Source organism: [Clostridium] scindens, assembly GCF_019597925.1.
Lineage (GTDB): Bacteria > Bacillota > Clostridia > Lachnospirales > Lachnospiraceae > Clostridium_AP.
The window spans coordinates 1,427,793-1,450,394 of the sequence record NZ_CP080442.1; the positions used below are offsets into that span (position 1 = coordinate 1,427,793).

17 protein-coding genes and 1 riboswitch are annotated in these 22,602 nt (G+C 50.6%); of the genes, 14 read left to right on the top strand and 3 right to left on the bottom strand.

What is annotated here, in order from left to right; translation table 11 throughout:
• Positions 1–86 precede the first annotated feature (86 nt).
• From K0036_RS06835 to K0036_RS06845, 3 genes are all read left to right on the top strand, one after another.
• Positions 87–842: an ABC transporter ATP-binding protein gene (locus K0036_RS06835; protein WP_173693007.1), complete on the top strand. Its 756-nt coding sequence runs from the start codon at positions 87–89 to the stop codon at positions 840–842.
• The gene (locus K0036_RS06840; RefSeq protein ID WP_220431024.1) at positions 829–2,922 is read left to right on the top strand and encodes an FtsX-like permease family protein; all 2,094 of its coding nucleotides are present in this window, start codon (positions 829–831) and stop codon (positions 2,920–2,922) included. The genes K0036_RS06835 and K0036_RS06840 overlap by 14 nt, the downstream gene beginning before the upstream one ends.
• Positions 2,923–3,122: 200 nt before the next feature.
• Positions 3,123–3,872: an SDR family NAD(P)-dependent oxidoreductase gene (locus tag K0036_RS06845; RefSeq protein ID WP_025644109.1), complete on the top strand. Its 750-nt coding sequence runs from the start codon at positions 3,123–3,125 to the stop codon at positions 3,870–3,872.
• Between the two features lie 97 nt (positions 3,873–3,969).
• On the opposite strand, the gene K0036_RS19545 is transcribed toward K0036_RS06845, so the two are convergent.
• Positions 3,970–4,434 carry a TspO/MBR family protein gene (locus K0036_RS19545; RefSeq protein WP_025644107.1) on the bottom strand — a complete coding sequence of 155 codons (465 nt, stop codon included), beginning with the start codon at positions 4,432–4,434 and terminating at the stop codon, positions 3,970–3,972.
• A 73-nt stretch (positions 4,435–4,507) separates the two neighbouring features.
• On the bottom strand, positions 4,508–5,416 hold the full coding sequence (locus tag K0036_RS06855; RefSeq protein WP_025644105.1) for a LysR family transcriptional regulator: 909 nt from the start codon (positions 5,414–5,416) through the stop codon (positions 4,508–4,510).
• A 179-nt stretch (positions 5,417–5,595) separates the two neighbouring features.
• Here K0036_RS06855 and K0036_RS06860 point away from each other — a divergent pair, with 179 nt between their 5' ends.
• The 8 genes from K0036_RS06860 (at position 5,596) to xdhC (ending at position 16,562) form a co-directional block, all read left to right on the top strand.
• A complete protein-coding gene (locus tag K0036_RS06860) occupies positions 5,596–7,317 on the top strand; it encodes an FAD-dependent oxidoreductase (RefSeq protein WP_025644103.1) in 1,722 nt (573 codons plus the stop codon).
• A gap of 47 nt (positions 7,318–7,364) precedes the next feature.
• On the top strand, positions 7,365–8,678 hold the full coding sequence (gene baiF / locus K0036_RS06865; protein ID WP_025644101.1) for a bile acid CoA-transferase BaiF: 1,314 nt from the start codon (positions 7,365–7,367) through the stop codon (positions 8,676–8,678).
• A 1-nt stretch (position 8,679) separates the two neighbouring features.
• Entirely contained in the window at positions 8,680–9,489 is an 810-nt protein-coding gene (locus K0036_RS06870) for an SDR family NAD(P)-dependent oxidoreductase (RefSeq protein ID WP_220431025.1), read from the top strand.
• 85 nt (positions 9,490–9,574) lie between these two features.
• A complete protein-coding gene (locus K0036_RS06875) occupies positions 9,575–11,428 on the top strand; it encodes an ABC-F family ATP-binding cassette domain-containing protein (RefSeq protein WP_220431026.1) in 1,854 nt (617 codons plus the stop codon).
• Positions 11,429–11,473: 45 nt separating this feature from the next.
• Positions 11,474–11,569: riboswitch (purine riboswitch) on the top strand.
• A gap of 42 nt (positions 11,570–11,611) precedes the next feature.
• The gene (locus K0036_RS06880; protein ID WP_220431027.1) at positions 11,612–12,892 is read left to right on the top strand and encodes an amidohydrolase family protein; all 1,281 of its coding nucleotides are present in this window, start codon (positions 11,612–11,614) and stop codon (positions 12,890–12,892) included.
• A gap of 4 nt (positions 12,893–12,896) precedes the next feature.
• Positions 12,897–15,200 (top strand): xanthine dehydrogenase subunit XdhA, encoded by a 2,304-nt coding sequence (xdhA, locus tag K0036_RS06885; RefSeq protein ID WP_220431028.1) that lies wholly within the window; start codon positions 12,897–12,899, stop codon positions 15,198–15,200.
• Positions 15,193–16,077 (top strand): xanthine dehydrogenase subunit XdhB, encoded by an 885-nt coding sequence (xdhB, locus tag K0036_RS06890; RefSeq protein ID WP_220431029.1) that lies wholly within the window; start codon positions 15,193–15,195, stop codon positions 16,075–16,077. The genes xdhA and xdhB overlap by 8 nt, the downstream gene beginning before the upstream one ends.
• Positions 16,074–16,562 (top strand): xanthine dehydrogenase subunit XdhC, encoded by a 489-nt coding sequence (gene xdhC, locus K0036_RS06895; RefSeq protein WP_220431030.1) that lies wholly within the window; start codon positions 16,074–16,076, stop codon positions 16,560–16,562. Before xdhB ends, xdhC begins: the two co-directional genes overlap by 4 nt.
• Positions 16,563–16,626: 64 nt before the next feature.
• On the opposite strand, the gene K0036_RS06900 is transcribed toward xdhC, so the two are convergent.
• Positions 16,627–17,820 (bottom strand): winged helix DNA-binding domain-containing protein, encoded by a 1,194-nt coding sequence (locus K0036_RS06900; protein ID WP_220431031.1) that lies wholly within the window; start codon positions 17,818–17,820, stop codon positions 16,627–16,629.
• Between the two features lie 224 nt (positions 17,821–18,044).
• Here K0036_RS06900 and K0036_RS06905 point away from each other — a divergent pair, with 224 nt between their 5' ends.
• The 3 genes from K0036_RS06905 to K0036_RS06915 are packed head-to-tail and all read left to right on the top strand — an operon-like array spanning position 18,045 to position 22,585.
• Positions 18,045–20,576, top strand: a complete 2,532-nt coding sequence (locus K0036_RS06905; protein WP_220431032.1) for a ribonucleoside-diphosphate reductase subunit alpha — start codon at positions 18,045–18,047, stop codon at positions 20,574–20,576.
• A 27-nt stretch (positions 20,577–20,603) separates the two neighbouring features.
• The gene (locus tag K0036_RS06910; protein WP_025644086.1) at positions 20,604–21,647 is read left to right on the top strand and encodes a ribonucleotide-diphosphate reductase subunit beta; all 1,044 of its coding nucleotides are present in this window, start codon (positions 20,604–20,606) and stop codon (positions 21,645–21,647) included.
• 17 nt (positions 21,648–21,664) lie between these two features.
• Positions 21,665–22,585: a CorA family divalent cation transporter gene (locus K0036_RS06915; RefSeq protein ID WP_025644084.1), complete on the top strand. Its 921-nt coding sequence runs from the start codon at positions 21,665–21,667 to the stop codon at positions 22,583–22,585.
• Positions 22,586–22,602 lie beyond the last annotated feature (17 nt).

A 22,602-nucleotide genomic window follows, 5' to 3' on the forward strand; every position in this document is an offset into this window, starting at 1 on the left:
CCATGTCAAACTTGACATCCTGAAGGAAGATATCCTTGCTCTCTTCTTCTAGAATAGAAGGCAGAAAGAAGAAGGGAGCAATCATTATGTTAAAAGTAGAGCATTTAACCAAAAGCTATCAGACCGGAAGCCAGGTATATCCGGTCCTTAAGGATATATCGCTGGAAGTGGAAAAAGGAGAGTTCGTGGCTGTCATGGGGCCTTCCGGCAGCGGTAAGACTACGCTTTTAAACTGCATTTCCTGCTTTATTCCTTACGAAGACGGGAGCATCCTGCTGGCAGGCAAGGATCTGTCAGGGCTTAAGGAGGAAGGGCTTGCAAAGGTCCGTAATCAGAGCATGGGGTTTGTGTTCCAGGACTTTATGCTGCTGGACGGCTTGAGCGTATTCGAGAATATCTGCCTGCCCCAGATCATTGCGAAGCGGCCGATTCCTCAGATGGAGGCAAAGGCCAGGCATATCTGCAGCCTGTTCGGTATTGAAAAAATTATGGAGAAGTATCCGGCGGATATCTCAGGCGGGGAGAAGCAGAGGACAGCTGTCGCAAGGGCCCTGATGAACCAGCCCTACGTGATTCTGGCCGATGAGCCTACCGGCAATCTGGACAGCAAGTCCTGCAAGGCAGTGATTGATGCATTTCTCCAGGCCAGATCAGAGATGGACGCCACCATATTCATGGTGACCCATGACAGTTATGCGGCATCCTTCTGTGACCGGGTGATCGTGCTTAAGGATGGCAAGGTCCATGGCGAGTTGAAAAGAACTGGTACCAGAAGAGCGTTCATGGATGAACTGCTGAACACCATAAGGGAACTGGGAGGGGATTCGGATGACGATGAATAAGATTCTAGAGAAATTGCGGAAGGAGAATAAGGACCAGTACAGGATTCTTGGCATCTGCATCTTCCTGTCCATCCTTCTGGTATCTTCTTACGCTATGATGTATTTTTCGCCCGCCATCCAAAAGATGCTGCCGGAGGGAGGCGATACGAGAAAACTATGCTGGCTGATGTTCGGCGTGACGGTAGCCGGCTGTACCATATTCACGATATACGGATCGAGTTTGTTTTTTAAATACAAAAGCAGGGAATTCGGAGTGCTTCTGGCGCTGGGAGAGCGGAAGAAGCAGCTGGCCGGCTGCCTGGCAAGAGAACTCGCCGCTGTGATCCTGGGCTATATGCTGCTGGGCATTATCGGCGCCTTCCCTATATCCTTCCTTATCTGGAAGGGATTCCAGGCCTTGCTCCTTGATGCCCGGAATCTTAGGTACAGTATCAGTATGATGGGAATCGCCGCGGGCGTCCTTTTTGCCTGTCTGCTTGCTTGCTGCATATTTGCCGCCGGATACCGTTTTATCAGGCGGGCAGATATTATGGAGATTCTGAAAACCCAGCGAAAGAGCGAGATCGTAAAAGATATCAGGCCATGGACAGGAAAACTAGGCCTGGCCTGCGTAATAATAGGCCTGGCGCTTACGATGGCCGTGCCGCCGATATGGGCCAGGGTGTTTCATCATCAAGCATCCCCGCTTTGGAATGGAGCCTATCTGATCAGCGCCGCGGGCCTATATCTATTCCTCCTAAGCGCGGTAGGCAGGACAAAAAAGGGACGCCATCCGGAAAAATATTATAAAAATATTATTTCCACCAATCTAATGCGATTCACGGCAAGACAGACGACAAAGAATATGTGCGTGATCGCGATGCTGATCTTCGTACTGCTGATCTCTGCTTTTTGGGGAATGCAGTATTATGATTCTGCATTCCGAAACGGTGAAAATGCTCCGGTCGATTATTCCCTGCATTATCCGGCGGCAGAACAGCAGATTACGAAAGAAGAGATCTATGATCTGGCAGACAGGCATGGGGTAGAAATCACAGATTATAAGGAAGCACAGGCAGCAGAACTTCTGATCATCTACGCCGGCACCGAATTAAACGATGACGGGGAATACTATGATGTGAAGAGGGAAAAATATGCCACATTCCTTTCTGCCTCTGAATTTTCCAGAATCGCGGGGGAACCGGTGTCTTTGAAGCCGGGAGAGTATAAAGCCATTGTCCAGCAGAACTATCAGGAAGAGATATGGGCAAAGCCGGAATGCCTGCTGAAGGTGGCAAGCCCGGCTGCCGGGGAAGAAATGGAGCCGGTTTATAAAGGAACGGTCGCATTCGATAATCTGACACGCGTAAGCGATCCATTTGCATTTATCCTGTCTGATGCGGATTATGCATCGTATACCGCTGGCCTTACAGAGGATAACAAAGAGGATATGGTTTTCTTTAACGTGAAGGATGTGATGGATACTTATCCATTCGCCAAAGAACTGGAAGAAGAATATATCGCGCATGCCACAGATATCTCGGACCATTATTTTCTTTATGATGCCCGCGAAGAAGAACTTGCAAAAAAAGCAGGGGAACCCTACACATATTCAGGCAGGGTAGGGATGACGGCGGACAATCCGGAACTTCTTCAGGACTGGAAATATGCGCCTGCCTTCAAAGTTCTTACAAAAGGGGAGGTTATGCAGATGATTGCGGTATTCGTGATGCTTAGCGCCTACATTGCGATAATTGCCCTGGCGGCAATCGGGGTTATGACTTATGTAAGAAGCGTTACCATTGCTGTCGATAACAGGCAGCTGTTCGAGGATATGAAGAAGCTGGGGGCCAGCCGGGATTATGAGACGCGGGTGGTAAAAGTACAGCTTCGCAAGATCTTCTTATATCCCGGTATCGCAGGATGCGGGATATCCCTGGTCTTTACGGTCCTGATGCTCTTTTTTAACAATATGCGCCTGGAAATTGAAGAAATCAGGCTGATCGGAATCGAGAGCATTATGATTGGGGCATCCGCCATCTTCCTGTACGTACTGTACCGGATCTCTTTTCGGAAGATGAGAAGCATGCTGGATCTATAGGGAAACAAAATAGTGATAGTGTTTGCAAACTTTTTGTCCATGGACTGCTTATATTTTGCAATTAAAAAAGAACTCTACAAGTTGTAAGATGCCGTGTGATTTTCCAATGTCGCGTCCTGTAAAATGTTAAAGTTGTATCAATCGATACGATACTTTGGCAGATATGATAAGCCAAAGGAAAAGAAAGGAAGGAAAAGTTCATGAAACTTGTACAGGACAAAATTACAATTATCACAGGCGGAACCCGTGGAATCGGATTCGCAGCAGCAAAACTCTTTATTGAGAATGGAGCAAAAGTCTCCATATTTGGCGAGACCCAGGAAGAGGTAGACACAGCGCTGGCTCAGTTAAAGGAACTCTATCCGGAGGAAGAGGTATTAGGATTCGCTCCAGACCTTACATCAAGAGATGCTGTTATGGCAGCAGTTGGAACGGTTGCACAGAAGTACGGAAGACTGGATGTCATGATCAACAACGCAGGCATTACAATGAATTCTGTATTCTCCAGGGTATCAGAAGAGGATTTCAAAAATATAATGGACATCAATGTTAACGGCGTATTCAATGGCGCATGGTCTGCTTATCAGTGCATGAAAGATGCAAAGCAGGGCGTTATCATCAATACGGCATCTGTAACCGGAATCTATGGTTCCTTATCAGGAATCGGATATCCTACCAGCAAGGCGGGCGTAATCGGCCTGACTCATGGTCTTGGAAGAGAGATTATCCGTAAGAACATCCGTGTAGTTGGCGTTGCACCTGGCGTTGTAGATACAGATATGACGAAGGGGCTTCCACCGGAGATCCTGGAGGACTACTTGAAGACACTGCCAATGAAGAGAATGCTTAAGCCGGAAGAGATCGCGAATGTATATCTGTTCCTTGCATCCGACCTGGCTAGCGGCATCACGGCTACGACGATCAGCGTAGATGGGGCTTACAGGCCATAGAAAAGACATACTGCTATTAATTCCATAGTTCATACTCCAAGAACAGGCAGGCAAGAGGCATTTGCGTTTTAGCGCGGATGCCCCGGGCCTGCCTGATTTAATTCAGCTGGTATATCATGAAATTCAGATATGCGGCGAACAGGCACCATATAAGGTAGGGGATCTGTAGATAGGCGGCAACAGGACTTATCTTGTGAAACTGATATATCATCAGGGCTATGAGGATGATAAGCACGAGAAGCCATAAAAATGCAAAGAGGTACATGGAAAAGCCGAAAAAGAATATGCTCCAGAGGAAGTTGAAGAACAGCTGGATAAAATATAGTCGAAGCGCCTTATTCTTTTCAGGAGTTTCGGATTCATAGATTATATAAGAAGATATCCCCATTAATATATATAATATGGTCCAGACGATGGGAAATAGGAAGGACGGAGGACTAAGAGGCGGCTTATTCAATGCCAAATAGGCCGCCGAATTGCCGCTTAAGAGAGCAGACAAGGATCCTGCCGCAAGAGGAATAAGGATAAAAATAATGAGAGCGCTTTTGTTTTTGATGTTCATATATACCGGCTCCAGGCATGACTTTCAATATTATATGAAAAATCTCCGGGAAATATGAACGGTATCTCCGGCTTTACTTGCCGCTCTTTGACTTGCCCGCCGTCTCTTTGAGCAGTTCCAGGAATTCTTCCCTGGCGGGGTTCATGCTGTTCTCCATATAGATTACGGAACATCCGGTGTTCAATGTGCGTCCGGCCATGGGAACGTAGCGAAGTCCATCCATGGGCATATCCTTCATGCAGGCGGGGACAATGCCAAAGCCAATATCAGATTTGGCAAGCAGAGCCATGCTGTAGTAATCGTTGGCATAGATTACTTCGTTGCTGCCCAGGCCGAGAATATTCATGACATTCCATATCTGCCATTCATAGGAGATGATGTCATTCTCTATCGTTCGAAGCATTGGCTTTCCCGTAAGACTAGCGGGTTCCAGGCTGTCCTGCTGCGCCAGTTCATTGTCCGCGCTCAGAAGAAACAGGCATTCATCCTTCCTCAGGGGATGGACTTTGAGCCATTGGCTATAATTGCGGTCGTAGTCGGATACTACCGCCAGGTCCAGATATCCATCTTCCAGCTGCTGCAGGACTTTCCTCTTTTTCTTTCCATAGATGAGATCTACCTGGATAGATGGATGGTCCTTATAGAACTGGCTTACGATGGGCGTGATGGCAAACTGTTCGTATGCGCCGGGATACCCGATCTTAATCAGAGGCTTATCCTCTTGCGAAACCTGGCGGGCATGGGAGATGGCCTGGTTGTAGTCTGCCATAATGTACTGGCAGCGCTTATAGAGATAGCCCCCGGCTTTGGTAAGCGTCACGCCGGTATTGCTTCTGTGAAAGAGCTGGAAGCCCAGCTCGTCTTCATATTTCTTGATCTGCAGGCTCATGGCAGTCTGGGATATGAACTGTTCATTGGCAGCCTCTGTAAAGTTCAGATATTTGGCGGCGGAAAGAAAAAATGGGAGCCGTTTGATGCTCATATGAATACCTCCTATCGTGGGAAGGATGCCAGGCATCCTTCTTTTTTTCATTCTACCATAAATTAAACTTATTGCGGGGGATTAATTTTAAATTATACAGCCTGAATTATAAGTGTTAGAATGAACTTAATAAAAAATGTTATTAAAATAACAAATGGTAAAAATAAGGAGGAAATGTTATGGCACATTATGTTCCAGGCGCTTATGAAGGCATCGGCCGCGGATACCGCGGCAAACTTATCGTGAATGTAACCGTTACAGAAGAAAGGATTGAAAAGATTCAGATCGTCAAGCACAAGGAGGTGCGAGGTCTTGCATGGGATCTTCCCACCTCTCCGATCGAGGTCATCCCTCCACAGATTATCGAATACCAGTCGCTGAATATTCCACTGGTAAATGGTGCGGATCTGACCAGCGCGGCCATACTGGACGCGGTTGCGGCCGCTCTGAAAGCAGCAGGGGCAACGGATGAGGACATAGAACAGCTAAGACAAGCGCCGGGGCCTGAGGCTCCAGAGCCAAAGGACGAGGTGCGCACGGTTGATGTTGCCGTATTCGGCGCAGGCGCAGGCGGACTGGCGGCAGCAATCGAAGCAAAGGAAGGCGGCGCGGACGTCATCCTGATCGAGAAGCAGGGAATTACAGGAGGCTCCACGGCGCGTTCCGGCGGAAAACTTCTGGGCGCAGGCACCAAATGGCAGAAGGAGCAGGGGATCTATGACACGAAAGAGATGTGCTATGACTATTTGATGGAAGTAGGAAACCGCAGGGGAGACTTTATGGATGCATCCAAGAACCGTTACCTTGTAGAGCATCTGAATGAGACCCTGGATTGGCTGGGAACGATGGGCTACCAGGTTCAGGACGTGGAGGCGATCCATGTATCCCTTCAGCCATGGAGAGTACATAACAGCATGGGCGGCGGCGGACAGACCAACGGCCAGGGCGGAGAGATTACCACTCCCCTTACCCATCATTATGTAGACAAACTGGGCGGTGAGATTCTATATAATACGGCGCTTAAAGAATTGCTTACCGATGAAAACGGTACTGTAAACGGGGCAGTGTGCGAGAAGCTTGACGGTTCAAAACTTACGGTATACGCCAAGAAAGGCGTGATCCTTGCCACCGGAGGATATTCCCGCAATAAAGAGATGTGCGCGCGTTACCCGGTAGCCCATTATTTCTCAACCACTCCAAAGAGCAATGTAGGAGAGGGGCTGATAGCGGCAGAGAAGATCGGCGCCCGCAACTTCGTGCATCCGGGAATCCAGGTGGTTTATACCAGCCTGACCTGCGGCATCGGCATCAATGACGAGTCCGGGCTGATTGTCAATGAACGCGGAGAGCGTGTGGTGAATGAGTGGAGCTACCAGTATCATGTATCCGATGCGCTGGCGGCCTCCGGAAGCAATTGCGGATGGTACATTACCAGCGGCGACGAGCCTTACAGCGGCGTACAGTATGGGTTCAAGCAGGCAGTGGAAGGAACCAGCAGGGATAAGGCGGCGGACAGCATCGAAGAACTGGCGGCAATGATAAAATGCGATCCTGCCGTTCTGCGCGCTACATTTGACCGGTACAGCGAGCTGGTTGACAAGGGCGTGGACGAAGACTTTGGAAAGCCATCCAGATTCCTGCATCCTATCAATGGGCCGAAATATGCAGCCCTCAGGCTTCACCCTTGCGTTACGGTTACCTTTGGAGGCCTGGAGACGGATGTAGCCGCACGGGTGCTGGATACAGAAGGAAGGCCGATACCTGGCCTGTATGCTGCTGGCGAAGTTGCCGATACGGGCATGTTCGGGACAGAGTATCCTACCTGCGGCACATCCATAGGCGGCGCATTGTTCTACGGCAGAATCGCCGGACGGGTAGCATCGGGACAGTCAATGCTTTAAAGAACATGAAGAGATAGATTGTGTAGTATGGAAAGGAGATTATAGGAATGAAAGGAACAGGCCTTAACAATTTTCCCCAGTTCGGCGTGATGGAGGGAGTCAAGATTCTGGTATGCGGCGGCGCGATCGCGGGACCCTTCGGGGCTACGCTGCTAGGAGAGATCGGAGCGGAAGTCGTACATTTTGAATCGCCGAAGAACCCGGACAGCGTCCGGGGGCATTATGGATATTCCCAGAATCACCGCAACCAGCTGTCCATGGTTGCCGATATGAAGACGCCGGAGGGCCTTGAGATATTTAAGAAATTGATCAAGTGGACGGACATCTTCATTGAGTCATCCAAAGGAGGCACCTACGAGAAAATGGGCCTTACGGATGAGGTCCTCTGGGAGATCAATCCCCGGCTGGCAATCGTGCATGTTTCCGGATTCGGCCAGACCGGCGTGCCGGAGTATATCGGCCGCGCTTCTTATGATGCGGTGGGGCAGGCATTCTCAGGCTATATGAGTTTTAACGGCACGCCCAAAGAGGCTATGAAGGTATCTCCTTATCTTAGTGATTATGTGACGGCCCTTAATACATGCTGGACAGCATTGGCCGCTTATGTACATGTGCTTCGCACAGGCAAGGGAGAATCCGTGGATGTGGCCCAGTATGAGTCGCTGGCGCGGATTCTGGATACGCGTCCTATGGAATACTTTACCGATGGGAAAGAATTTCCGCGTACGGGCAATAAGGATACCCAGGCTGCCCTGTTCAGTTTCTATACGTGCAAGGACGGCGGCGAGATATTCATCGGAATGAACGGCTATGGGCCTGTTCGCAGGGGGTATCCCCTGATCGGCCTGCCCAAGCCAGGGGATGGAGATCCGGAGATCGACGAGATCCTGTCTGGCTGGATGGCTGACACGGATCTGGGACGAAGGCTGGAGGCAGCCATGGAGAAATTCGTCTCAGAGCATACGGTAGATGAAGTGGAAAAGATCATGCTGGAGAACCAGATTCCATGCCAGAAAGTCTATACCCTCAAAGATTGTGCAAAAGATCCGCACTGGAAGGCAAGAGATATCTTTGTCGAGTGGGATGACCCTATGATGGGAAGGGTAAAAGGCCTTGGTATCATCAATAAGTGGAAGAATAATCCGGGCGAGATCAAATGGGGCGCCCCTCTGTTCGGTGAGAATAACGAGGAGGTGCTCAAAGATCTGGGCTATACCGAGGAAGAGATTGAAGATTTTGCCAAACGGGGCATTACGGCATCCTTTGACTTTGATCAGACGTATGAAATATATAAGCTCGAAGAACTATTTCCGCATTACAGGGAAGGATTTACCGAACGTTGGAAAAAGGAGGAAGAATAGTATGAGATTTGAAGGAAAAGCAGTCATTGTCACGGGCGCAAGTTCTGGCATTGGGCGCGCCTGCGCAAAGATTTTTGCAATGGAAGGCGCCAAGGTTGTTGCTGCGGCCCGCCGGCTGGATAGGCTGGAAGCGCTGAAGGCAGAAGTAGAGGCAGAAGGAGGAGCAGGCTGCATCCTGCCTCTTCAGACGGACGTGCGCGTTCCAAAGCAGATTGACAGAATGTTCGATACCTGCCTTGAAGAATTCGGGCATCTGGATATCCTGGTTAATAATGCCGGAGTACTGGATGGACAGCTGCCGATACATGAGACCTCCCAGGAAATCTATGACTACGAATATGAGACCAACCAGCGCGCGGTCTACCTGGGCTGCCAGCGCGCGATCAAGATATTCCTGGAGCAGGGAACGCCTGCCAACATCGTGAATGTTGCGTCTGCGGCGTCCATACGCGGATTGAAAGGCGGCGCCACATATGTTATGACCAAGCATGCCGTGCTGGGCCTTACTCGGAACCTCTCGGTCAGCTTCTATGAGAAAGGGATCCGCTGCAACTGCATCCTGCCTTGCAATATCAAGACAGAGATAAACCGCGCGGCCAGAGAGAAGAATATCGGCATCCTGGAGTGGCAGCTTCGGGCGGGCAATGCCGCGCCGCTTCATACGATCACTCCTCCGGTGGAGGGAGCCAAGCCGATTCTGGGACAGCCGGAGGATTGCGCCAATATCATCACATTCCTGGCAGATGATAAGGCAGCCCGCTATATCTCCGGCGCAGAAGTAAAGGTGGATGCGGGATTCCTGAATATGTAACGCCTTATGTCCGCTTTGCCTTGTGATTTCGCTCTGTATTCTGTATAATAGGGAAAGAAATTGCGAAGAGGAGCAGGCGATAAAGATGAATTTGCTGACAATGGAACATATAACGAAGTCTTATACGGACCGGGTGCTTCTGGACGATGTAGGATTCAGCATCAATGAGAATGAAAAGATCGGCGTAATCGGGATTAACGGGATGGGCAAGTCCACGCTGCTTAAGGTGGCAGCCGGGATCGAGCCATGCGATTCGGGAAAGATCAGCATGGGCGGCCAGGTGAAGATCTGCTATCTGCCCCAGACCCCTGTCTTTCAGGAAGGAACCACGATACTGAAGGCTGCGGTGGAGGGCAATGTGGATGAATTGAACCGCTGGACCATAGAGGCGGATGCCAAGGCCATGCTGAACCGGCTGGGATTCACGGATTATGAGGAACGTATCGGGCACATGTCAGGCGGGCAGAAGAAGCGGGTGGCTCTGGTCAATGCGCTTCTTACGCCTGCGGACATCCTGGTATTGGACGAGCCGACCAACCACCTGGACAATGCGATGTCCGAGTGGCTGGAAGAGTATCTGATCAGTTTCCGGGGAGCCATCCTGATGGTGACCCATGACCGTTATTTCCTGGACCGGGTGGCTACCAGGATCGTGGAAGTGGATCAGGGCAAGATATACAATTATCCGGGCAACTATTCTCAGTTCGTACGCCTGAAAGAGGAGCGCCAGAACATGGCGCTGGCAACAGAGCGCAAGCGAAAGAGCATCCTGAAGACGGAACTGGAGTGGCTAAGCCGTGGGGCCCGGGCAAGAAGCACGAAGCAGAAGGCTCACATAGACCGCATCAAGGCCATGCAGGAGATCCGGGATATCCAGGAAGAAAAGCGGGTTGCCATGGATTCCGTGGCATCCAGGATGGGCAATAAGACCATCGAGCTTGCGGGTATATCCAAATCTTATGATGACAGGAAATTGATAGAGGATTACAGCTACATCTTTCTGAAAAACGACCGCATCGGCATCATCGGGCCAAATGGGTGCGGAAAATCCACGCTCCTTCGGATTATCAATGGGATCGTAAAGCCGGACGCGGGCAGTTTGGATATAGGACAGACGATCCGCATGGGATATTTCTCCCAGGAGAATGAATACATGGATGATTCCATGCGGGTCATTGACTATGTCAAAGAAGTGGGAGAGTATATCACGACTTCCGACGGCAAGATCACTGCCTCTCAGATGCTGGAAAACTTCCTGTTTGACGGGGCGCTTCAGTGGTCGAAGATCGAGAAACTCTCCGGCGGGGAAAAGCGCAGGCTGTATCTGCTGCGGATTCTGATGGGCGCGCCCAATGTGCTGATCTTAGATGAGCCAACCAACGATCTGGACATTCAGACGCTGACCATACTGGAGGATTATCTGGACCGGTTTGACGGCATCATCATCGTCGTATCCCATGACCGCTATTTCCTGGACCGTACGGTGAACCGTATCTTTTCTTTTGAAGGGGACGGCGTGATCCGCCAGTTCGAAGGCGGCTACTCCGATTATCTGATCCGTAAAGAATTAGAAGCGCTTCCAGAGGAAATGGATGCACCCGGCGCAAGAAAGGAAAGCCGGGATGACAGGACGCCTAATGTGGAAGAAAGTCCGGCAGAGAATTCGAAGGACACGTGGAAGAAGCGTGATAAGAAATTAAGGTTCAGTTTTAAAGAGCAGCGTGAATTTGAGGCTATTGACGATGAGATTGCAGCCCTGGAAGCGAAGATAGAGGAACTTGACAGCCGGATAGCGGCAAATGCGACCAATTCAGCCAGGCTTAATGAACTGCTTAAGGATAAGGAAGAGATGGAGCAGAAACTGGAAGAAAAGATGGAGAGATGGGTATATTTGAATGACTTGAATGAACAGATCCAGAAGTCCCAATCCGGCATGTAAAATCCATTGACGGTTTTTTAATCCTATGATACGATAGATTTATAAAAAATGAAATAACTGGAAACTTATATAGGTTCATAATCGGTTGAACGTTTCTACCAACTACCGGAATAGTTGTCTATAAGTATCCGCATGAGAAGTCTGCGGATATCTTGCGGACTTCGGGAAAGGAGGATATTGCCGATGAATGAACCTATTTTTATTTTACGGGGGGATATCTGCTACAGCAGGAATCTGACGGAGCTGGCAGTCATGAAGCAAGGCTATGTGATCTGCAAAGAGGGGGTATCCCTGGGGGTATGCCAGGAATTGCCCGGAGAGTATCAGAATCTTCCTATCAGGGACTGTGGAGAAGATCTGATCCTGCCGGGGCTGTGTGATCTGCACGTCCATGCGCCCCAGTATACTTTCCGGGGACTGGGAATGGATCTGGAACTTCTGGACTGGCTGAATGAGCATACATTTCCAGAGGAAGGCAAGTACCAGGATCTGGAATATGCCAGAAAGGCATATGGAGACTTTGTACATAATTTGAAGGAAAGCGCGACGACAAGGGCCTGCATATTCGGAACTATCCATGTGCCAGCAACGGAACTTCTAATGGATATGCTGGAGGCGTCGGGCCTGCATACTATGGTAGGAAAAGTGAATATGGACCGCAATTGTCCGGCTTATCTGATAGAAAAGAGCGCGGACATATCCGCGGAAGATACCGTAGAATGGATTAAGGACTGTAAGAAGCGCTACCAGATTACCCGGCCGATCCTGACGCCGCGGTTTATTCCCAGCTGCAGCGACGCTTTGATGGAGAATCTCAAGAAGGTGCAGATGCATTTTGGCCTTCCGGTACAGTCCCATCTGTCGGAGAATCAAAGCGAGGTGGCGTGGGTGCAGGAACTGTGTCCCCAGTCAGAATTCTATGGGGATGCCTATGACCGGTTCGGGCTGTTTGGGGCAGACTGCAGCACGGTGATGGCCCACTGCGTATACTCAGACGTGAGGGAGCGCAGGCGCATGAAGGAAAATGGCGTCTATGTGGCCCATTGCCCGGAGTCTAATATGAATCTGTCTTCCGGCATCGCGCCGGTACGGGCATTTCTTAATGAGGGAATTCCTGTCGGGCTTGGAAGCGATGTGGCAGGAGGAACGAGCGAAGATATCTTTGCCGCCATGGCACATGCCATCCAGGCGTCGAAGCTCAGGTGGAGGCTGGTGGATGATACGTTAAAGCCTCTGACGGCTATAGAAGCATTCTATCTTGGAACCAAGGGCGGCGGCTCCTTCTTTGGCAAGGTGGGAAGCCTGGAAGAAGGATATGAATTCGATGTGCTCATCGTCGATGACAGCGCCATCTCCAGCCGGGATATGGAGGTGAAAGAGCGGCTGGAGCGCCTGATTTATCTTAGCGGGGGCGCGAAGATCAAGGGAAAATATGTAGCAGGAAAAGAGATATTCTGGAGGTGATAGGATGGAGGAACGCAGAGAAGTTATTGGCGCCAGCGTAAAGAGGGTGGATGCCTTTGACAAGGTTACGGGCTATGCAAAGTATACGGATGACCTCTGCGACAAAGGCGCATATATCGCGAAGATATTGCATTCTACGGTCGCAAACGGGAGGGTGACATCAATAGATGCGGACGAGGCCAGAAAGATACCGGGCGTGATCAAGGTGGTTACTTGCTTTGACGTGCCGAAGAATTACTTCCCTACCGCAGGCCACCCCTGGTCTACGCAGGAAAGTCATCAGGACGTGGCGGACCGCCTGATGCTGACGGACCGGGTCCGTTTCTACGGTGACGATGTGGCCGCGGTCATTGCAGAAGACGAGGTGGCGGCCAGCCAGGCCCTTCGGGCCATTCAGGTACAGTATGAGGAGTATCCCTTCGTGCTGGATGTACAGGAGGCCATGGAAGAAGGCGCGCCCAGGCTTCATGAGGAATATCCGGGGAATGTACTGAAGCATACCAGCATCCGGAACGGGAACTACGAGGAGGCAATCAAGGAGATGGGCCTGATCAAAGTGGAGGGATGGTACGATACGCCTTCCGTGCAGCACTGCCATATCGAGAACTTTATCTGCTACGCTTATCAGGCCAATCATAAGATGAATGTGGTCAGTTCGACCCAGATCCCGCATATCGTAAGGAGGGTCGTAGGCCAGGCGCTGGGAGTCCCCTGGGGCAAGGTAAGAGTCATCAAGCCATACATAGGGGGAGGATTCGGCAATAAGCAGGATGTGCTCTATGAACCGCTGTGCGCTTATCTAAGCCAGGTGACGGGAGGCCATCTGGTCAAGCTGGATGTAAGCAGGGAAGAGACCTTTGCCTGCAACCGGGTAAGGCATGCTATCCGAAGCCATATTATATCCTATGTCAGGCCGGACGGGACATTCGTGGCCAGGAAACTGGAGGCGTTCTCCAATCAGGGGGCCTACGCGTCCCATGGTCACAGCGTAGTGGCAAAGGGAATGGGCGCGTTCCCGCAGCTGTATCCCTGCCCGAATGTGGAGGCAGATTCCTATACGGTATTTACCAACCGCCCGGTGGCAGGCGCCATGAGAGGATATGGGATTCCCCAGGCTATGTTTGCCGTGGAAAGCCACACGGACGACGTGGCAAAGGCGATTGGCATGTCCCCGCTGGAATTCAGGAGAAAGAACCTGATGCCGAAGGGATTCGTGGATGGATTCTCTAAGAACGAGAATTATGAGGACACCTTCAGCCAATGCATGGATAAGGCGATCGCGCATACGGATTATGTCAGGAAGGCAGAAGCGTATGGCAATCAGACGGGAAATATCAGGAAGGGCATTGGCATTGCGGCTTTCTGGTACAATACGGCGGTGTGGCCGATCTCTTTGGAGTCCTCTTCCTGTCGCATGGTACTGAACCAGGATGGGTCCATCCAGATTCAGCTTGGAGAGACGGAGATTGGACAGGGGGCGGATACGGCGTTTGCCCAGATGGCAGCTTCGACGCTGGGAATCCCGCTGGAAGATGTCCATGTGATATCCAATCAGGACACGGATCTTACGCCATTTGGAACGGGGGCCTACGCTTCCAGGCAGACGTATGTGGGCGGCTTTTCGATCCAGCAGACCGCGCTCCTTCTAAAGGAGAAGATCTTAGGCTATGCCCATGAGATGACAAGGATGCCCGCTGGAATTCTAGATATTGTGGACGGGATGATCGTTAGAAAGTCGGATGGAAGAGAACTGCTGTCCATGGAAGAACTGGCGCTGGAAGCATTCTACAGCCTGAGCCACAGCCAGCATATAACGGCGGAGAGCACCTATCAGATCAAAAGCAATGCTTATTCCTTTGGATGCACGGTTGCGGAAGTGGAAGTAGACATCGAGGCCTGCAAGGTCAAGCTGGTGGATGCAGTCAATGTCCATGACTGCGGCAGGCTGATCAACCCGGCGCTGGCCAAGGCTCAGGTTCACGGCGGGATGAGCATGGGAATCGGATATGGCCTGTCAGAATGCCTGAAGTTCGATCCCAAGACCGGAAAGACGTTGAACGGAACGCTATTGGACTATAAGCTGTCCACAACCATGGACCACCCGGAACTTAAGGCAGACTTTGTAGAAAACTATGAGCCTACCAGCGCGTACGGAACGAAAGCGCTGGGAGAGCCTCCGGTCTGTTCCGTGGCTCCAGCTATCCGCAATGCAGTATTCAACGCGACAGGAGTCGGCGTAGACACGCTGCCTCTAAGTCCCCATGTCTTATTCGAGGAATTTCGGAAAGGAGGGCTTCTGGATGTATGATATAAAAGCATTATATGAGGCAGATAATATATCGCATGCAATTCAATTACTAAAGGAGCACCCGGAGGCTTTGATCATCGCAGGAGGAAGCGATGTCCTGATCCAGATCCGGGAAGGCAAGAGGGCTGGAGAAGAACTGGTCAGCATCTATGGATTGGATGAACTGCGGGGCGTGAAGATGGAAGAAGATGGAACCATCCGCATCGGTTCCCTCACCAGCTTCTCCCATATTACGAAGGATGAAGTGATTAAGAAGTACATCCATGTATTGGGCGAGGCTGTCGATAAGGTGGGCGGTCCGCAGATACGGAATATCGGAACCATCGGCGGCAATACCTGCAATGGAGTGACCTCGGCAGATTCGGCCTCCACCCTATTCGCCTGGGATGCCATTATTGAACTGACAGGGCCGCAGGGCGTAAGAAAGGTGCCGATCCAGGAGTTCTATATCAAGGCCGGGAAGGTAGATCTAAGACCTGCGGAGATTCAGACAGCCATCCTGATACCGAAGGAATCTTACGATGGCTATAAGGGCCACTATATTAAATATGCCATGCGCAATGCCATGGATATCGCAACGCTTGGATGTTCCGTGAATGTAAAATTATCCGCGGACAGACAGATGATTGAAGATGCCAGGATCGCCTACGGCGTCGCAGGGCCCGTGCCTATGCGCGCGCCGTCGGCAGAGAAGGCGGTGGCAGGGTGCAAGGTGTCAGCCGAAAGCGTCGAACGGTTCGCAAAAGAAGTTCTAAAAGATATCCGTCCAAGGGACAGCTGGCGCGCCAGCAAGGCATTTCGGGAGCATATCTCCTATGTGCTGGCAAAACGTGCCCTTACGGAAGCGATTGAGAGGTCAGGAGGTGCGGTGGTATGAGTGACAGGCAGTTCAAAAGAATTCATTGTACCATTAACGGGAGAGAAGTGGAAACCATGATAGATGTCCGCGCTTCGCTGACAGACCTTCTTCGCAATGATTTCCGGCTTACCAGCGTAAAGAAAGGATGCGAAGTGGGCGAATGCGGAGCCTGCAATGTGATCATAGACGGCGAGTGCTTTAATTCCTGCATCTATCTGGCTGCGTGGGCGGACGGAAAGAATATCCGCACGCTGGAAAGCCTGATGGGGCCGGATGGGGAACTATCTGACATCCAGCAGGCATTTATCGATGAGACGGCCGTGCAGTGCGGCTTCTGTACGCCGGGCTTTATTATGAGCGCGGTGGAGATCCTGGAGTCAGGAAAGGAATATTCAAGAGAAGAATTAAGAAAGATGCTTTCCGGACATCTGTGCCGGTGCACTGGGTATGAAAATATCATTAACGCAGTGGAGAAGACCATGAAAAAAAGGCTGGGCATTTAAATTGTCCGCGTCAGCACCTGACTAAGAGAGGAGCTGACGCGGATATTCTTATTGGAATTATATATTACAAGAATTCAATGCCTGCCACAGCCTGCTGCCGGAAAGCGGCATATTCTTCGGCAAGGACAAGGATATCCTGCCGCCGGATGTGTGTATCCCACAGAGCGGCCTTGATGTCCATGCCCTTTCCTTTCTTGCGGCTGTTCCAGATGCCTACGATCTCTCCGCGGTAAATGATGGCGCCCGGGTTTGCTACCAGCTGCCAGATTTTCCGGTGCAAAGACTTGTCCGGCTGCAGTATGAGGCGGTCACGCTGGTCGAGATAGGGATCGTGGCCGCCCAGGAAGAGAAGTTCCTTTTGGAGCGGAGAAGGCGAAAAAAGGCGCTCTCTGTCAGAGGACAGGATGAATGCCTTCTTGCCCAGTGCAAGGACCGGCTCCATTTCTTCTTCTACGGCTTTCCACAGCCTTTTTCCCTGGGAGTTGGAGCATCCCAGCCAGCGGATGAACATATCGAGGGTCGCAGGCCCATAGCAGTGCAGGAACTTGCGGACCAGCCTTTGGGGAGCATCCGCCCTCACCTGCATGGGATGGCCCACCCAATTTTTATAGGAAGTAAAGGCGGGCGTGGTTTTTTGGCGTTTTGCGAATACTACCAGGCCGTGAAAGGAACAGGGACGAAGAAGGAAAGACACCACCGCGCCGCCGACCGTCTGCCTGTTTGGATCCCCATACATGGAAGGCTGGTTCCACAAGTCCTGTTTCCGGGCCGGTAGAAACGGCAGCATCCAGCTAGCCAGGGTCTGATCCAGGGAATTCTTGCTGATGATCAAGGCATCATCCAGCCTTGGCATGACTCGCATCAATAATTCCAGCAGTTCGTCAAAATCCATCTGTAGATACTCAAGGGCAAGGGAGATGCCGCTGGTATAGATCCAGGGTTCTTTTTCACCTCCATGATCTATAGAAGCTAGCGAATAGAGGAAGACATCGCTTTCCGCTTCCGGGAATACTACCGGTGCTCCTCGATAGCTCCATGCCTGCAGAAGCAGCCTGTCCTTATTAAGCAAGTCTTCCATCTGCGACATGGTGCAGCCGGGAACCCGGTTATGAAGCGCAGTTTCCCATGCGCCTGGCGGCGTATTCTGCATGCCGCATGCTCCTGCGAGCATGGCAATGTCCGACATCTGGTAATCTGCATCCAGATGATGGGAATGAAGTCGGAAATTTCGTATTTGTTCAATGGCTGGCTCTTTCATGTGTGGGATCCTTTTTCTCCTTTTTAATCTTAACTACTTGTGCCTGAGTTCTATGTCTAGAATACATCGATTTCTAATGTCTCGCAATATCCTCTTTGGAATCCTGGATGAAACTGCCTGTTTCAGGCAAATAATAGAATGATAGAAAGATGATTGAAGACAACAATATATTGTGGTATGATGTTGAGTGGAATCAATAAATTGTATGTGAGGTAGACGTGTATATGAGAATCAGCAAGAGGAACGGAACAAACGAAGCGTATTGCCCGGAAAAGATCAAGCGGGCAGTCAGCCTGGCATTCCAAAGTGTAGGAAATCTGCTTTCTGATGAAGAGGCAGACAGGCTTCTTAAGAATGTAGAGCAAAAGATTGATGATAGAGTTACAGATGAGCCATCCGTATCCGTGGAAGAGATTCAGGATTTTGTGGAACAGGCGCTGATGGAAGCAAACCATTATAAAGCATTAAAAAGTTACATTTTATACAGAGAGGAGCGTGCTAGGAAGCGAAAGTCAAGAAAGAAGCTGGCTGACAAGATTCCGTCCTTTGACCGGCTGGCTTTAGTACTGGCGGAGATCCAGAAGGAATTTACGCAGGAAGAGTATGACCTGGAGCATCTGTATGCCAAGTTCCAGGCTTTTGGAAAGCCGGAACTTGACGACCAGGAGAAACTTTCTATGCTGATCAAGGCGGCGGTAGAACTGACGACCCAGGAAGCGCCCCAATGGGAGATGATCGCGGCCAGGCTTCTGATGCTGGACTTTGATCAAAAATTGGAAAAGAATATGAGACGCTGCCATATCGAATGCTTCTATGACAAACTGGCATATCTGACGGAACAGGGATTATACGGAGACTATATCTTAAAAGCATATGACAGGGACGAGATCGAGCGTCTGGCCCTTTTTATCGAGCCAAAGCGGAATCACCTGTTTACTTATAGCGGGCTTGAACTGCTGCTTGGCAGATATGTAATCCGCACGGGAAAGGGAGTGCCGATGGAATCGCCTCAGGAAATGTTTCTGGGGATCGCCATGCATCTTGCCATGAAGGAGAAAAAGGACAGGGAATCGTGGGTGAAGCGATTCTATGATATGCTAAGTCAGCTGAAGGTGACGATGGCCACACCAACGTTATCCAATGCAAGAAAGCCCTATCACCAGCTGTCTTCCTGCTTTATAGACACGGTGCCGGACAGTCTGGATGGAATTTACAGAAGCATTGACAATTTTGCCAAGGTCAGCAAATTCGGCGGCGGCATGGGCATGTATTTCGGAAAGGTGCGGGCCAGCGGCAGCGCGATCCGCGGATTCGAGGGGGCAGCAGGGGGCGTTATCCGCTGGATCAGGCTGGCCAATGATACCGCGGTCGCGGTGGATCAACTGGGCATGCGCCAGGGCGCGGTTGCGGTCTATCTGGACGTATGGCACCGGGATCTTCCGGAATTCCTTGGCCTAAGGACGAATAACGGGGACGACAGGATGAAGGCTCACGACGTATTCCCGGCAGTCTGCTATCCGGACTACTTCTGGAAGGAAGCGAGGGATAACATCGAAGGAGACTGGTATCTGATGTGTCCTCATGAGATACTGACGGTGAAGGGCTATGCGCTGGAAGACTATTTTGGAGAAGAATGGGAAAAAAGGTATCAGGACTGCGTCCGGGATTCCCGGATACAGAAAAGGGTCATTCCCATCAAGGATATTATAAGGCTGATCATCAAAAGCGCGGTGGAGACGGGAACGCCTTTTACGTTCAACCGGGATACGGTAAACCGTGCCAATCCCAACAGCCACAAGGGAATCATCTACTGCAGCAACCTGTGTACGGAGATCGCGCAGAATATGAGCGCCATCGAGCAGGTGGAGCAGAAGATTGAAGAGATCGATGGGGAGACGGTGGTGGTGACGGTTACAAAGCCGGGCGAATTCGTGGTGTGCAACCTTGCCAGCCTCTCCCTTGGAAGATTGGATCTTGCGGATGAGGAGGAGATAGCCTATATAACGGAGAGCGCCGTAAGAGCATTGGATAATGTGATCGACCTGAATTTCTTCCCGGTTCCCTATGCCAGGATCAATAACCGAAAATACCGGCCCATCGGGCTGGGAGTCAGCGGCTATCACCACATGCTGGCCAAGCATGAGATTGCCTGGGAGAGCGAGGAGCATCTGGAATTTGTCGAGAAGGTGTTTGCCGATATCCACTATGCTGCCATAAAGGCCAGCAGCAGGAGTGCCAGGGAAAAGGGAAGTTACGAATATTTTGAAGGAAGCGGATGGCAGAACGGCAGCTACTTTGCCGACCGGGAACTTACGGATGGCCGGTGGGAGGAACTGCGGGCGAAAGTGGCGGAATATGGCCTTAGAAACGGCTATCTTCTGGCCGTGGCGCCTACCAGCAGCACCAGCATCATTGCCGGTACCACCGCGGGGCTGGATCCGATCATGAGCCGATACTTCCTGGAAGAGAAGAAGAATGGCCTGATGCCCCGGGTAGCGCCGGAACTTTCCATGGATAACTTCTGGTATTATAAGAATGCCCATTATATTGACCAGTCCTGGTCCGTGCGGGCATGCGGAGTCAGGCAGCGGCATATTGACCAGGCCCAGAGCATGAATCTGTATATTACCAATGAGTATACCTTCCGGAAAGTGCTGGATCTCTATATACTGGCCTGGGAAGAGGGCGTTAAGACCATCTATTATATCCGCTCCAAGAGTCTGGAAGTGGAAGAATGCGAAGTATGCTCTTCATAAATATTCGAAGAAGACGGAGGAAACGATATGTCTGAATTAATGAAAAAGCCGCTGTTTAATCCATCCGGGGATACGCAGGTGAATAAGCGCAGGATGATAGGCGGCAATACGACGAATCTGAATGATTTTAACAATATGAAGTACGACTGGGTCAGCGACTGGTACCGGCAGGCCATGAATAACTTCTGGATACCGGAAGAGATCAACATGGGCGTGGATATCAAGGATTACCGAAAACTGCCGCAGGCAGAGCGGAGAGCCTATGACAAGATCCTGTCCTTCCTGATCTTCCTGGACAGCATCCAGACGGCGAACCTGCCAAATATCGGGGAATACATTACGGCAAATGAAGTGAACCTGTGCCTGTCCATCCAGACCTTCCAGGAGGCTGTGCACAGCCAGAGCTACAGCTATATGCTGGATACCATCTGCGAGCCTCAGGAGCGGAACGATGTCCTGTACCAGTGGAAGGAGGACCAGCACCTTCTTAAGAGGAATGAGTTTATTGGCAATCTGTACAATGAATTCCAGAAGAAGAAGGATGCAGGCGTGCTGGTTAAGACGCTGGTAGCCAACTATATTCTGGAAGGAATCTATTTTTACAGCGGATTCATGTTCTTCTATAATCTGGGAAGGAATAACCGGATGCCCGGCTCTGTCCAGGAGATCCGATATATCAACCGGGATGAGAATACCCATCTGTGGCTGTTCCGCAATATCCTGCTGGAACTTAAGAAAGAAGAGCCGCAATTATTTACGGAAAGCCGGATAGAAGAATACCGGGAGATGATAAAGGAAGGGTGCCAGCAGGAAATCAGCTGGGGGCATTACGTGATCGGTGACGATATCCAGGGATTGAACCGGGATATGATTACGGATTATATCCAGTATCTTGGAAACCTGAGGTGTACCAATCTGGGTTTTGCGCCAATCTATGAAGGGCACGTAAAAGAGCCGGACAGCATGTCCTGGGTAAGCCAGTTTTCCAATGCCAATATGATCAAGACGGATTTTTTTGAGGCGAGAAGCACGGCTTACGCAAAAAGCAGCGCTTTGGTGGATGATTTATAGAAAGGGGCCTAAAAACAGTGGAATATCAGTGGACAAAGCAAGACGGCGCATACCAGGAATCTGACGTGCCTGCAAGACAGAACTGCCGGATCAATATTATGACGGAAGAGGAATTTCAGGAAAAGTTCCCGGTATTATTGTGCAGAGGGTTCATAGGCGGTAAGGTGAGCCATAACCGATTCTGCAAGGCAGACCGGCTGAATAAGACGGTCGCGGGGACCTTTTCCATTCCTTTGAAGGAATCCCCGTCAAAGGAAAAGACTACATTTGGATTCTGCATGAGGAAGGAAGAACTGATATTTATCGACGATGCTGGCAAGGTAAGGCAGATCCTGGATGAGATGCAAGGGTATCCGCTGACGGACAGTTCCTCTCCGGCCTTGCTGCTGTTTGACTTTATGGAGTATCTTCTGAAGGATGATATGATATTTTTGCAGGAGTATGAAGAACGGCTGACAAGGCTGGAAGAAGAGCTTCTGAATGGAAAGGCGGAAGGATTTGACCGTAAAATCCTGTCTTTTCGCAAGGAATTATCCGCATTAAGCGCCTATTATGAACAACTGTCGGACATGGGAGAGACGCTGCAGCAGAATGCGGCGGAGCAGGGAGATGAAAAGGACAGCCTGCTTTTCGGCCTGTATTCAGATAAGGCAGGGCGTCTGTATTCTGCCGTCCAGATGCTGAAGGAATATTCCATGCAGTTAAGAGAGATGCACCAGACCCAGATAGACGTGCGCCAGAATGAGATCATGAAGATGCTTACGGTGGTCACCACCGTATTCATGCCGCTTACGCTGGTGGCGGGATGGTATGGGATGAATTTTGTCAATATGCCGGAACTGGCATCCCCTTATGGCTATATTGTTATCTGTGCCATCTGCCTGCTGGTCATCGTTGTGGAGATTCTGATATTCAAGATCAAAGGATGGTTTAAGTAGAATGAATACAGAAGAGC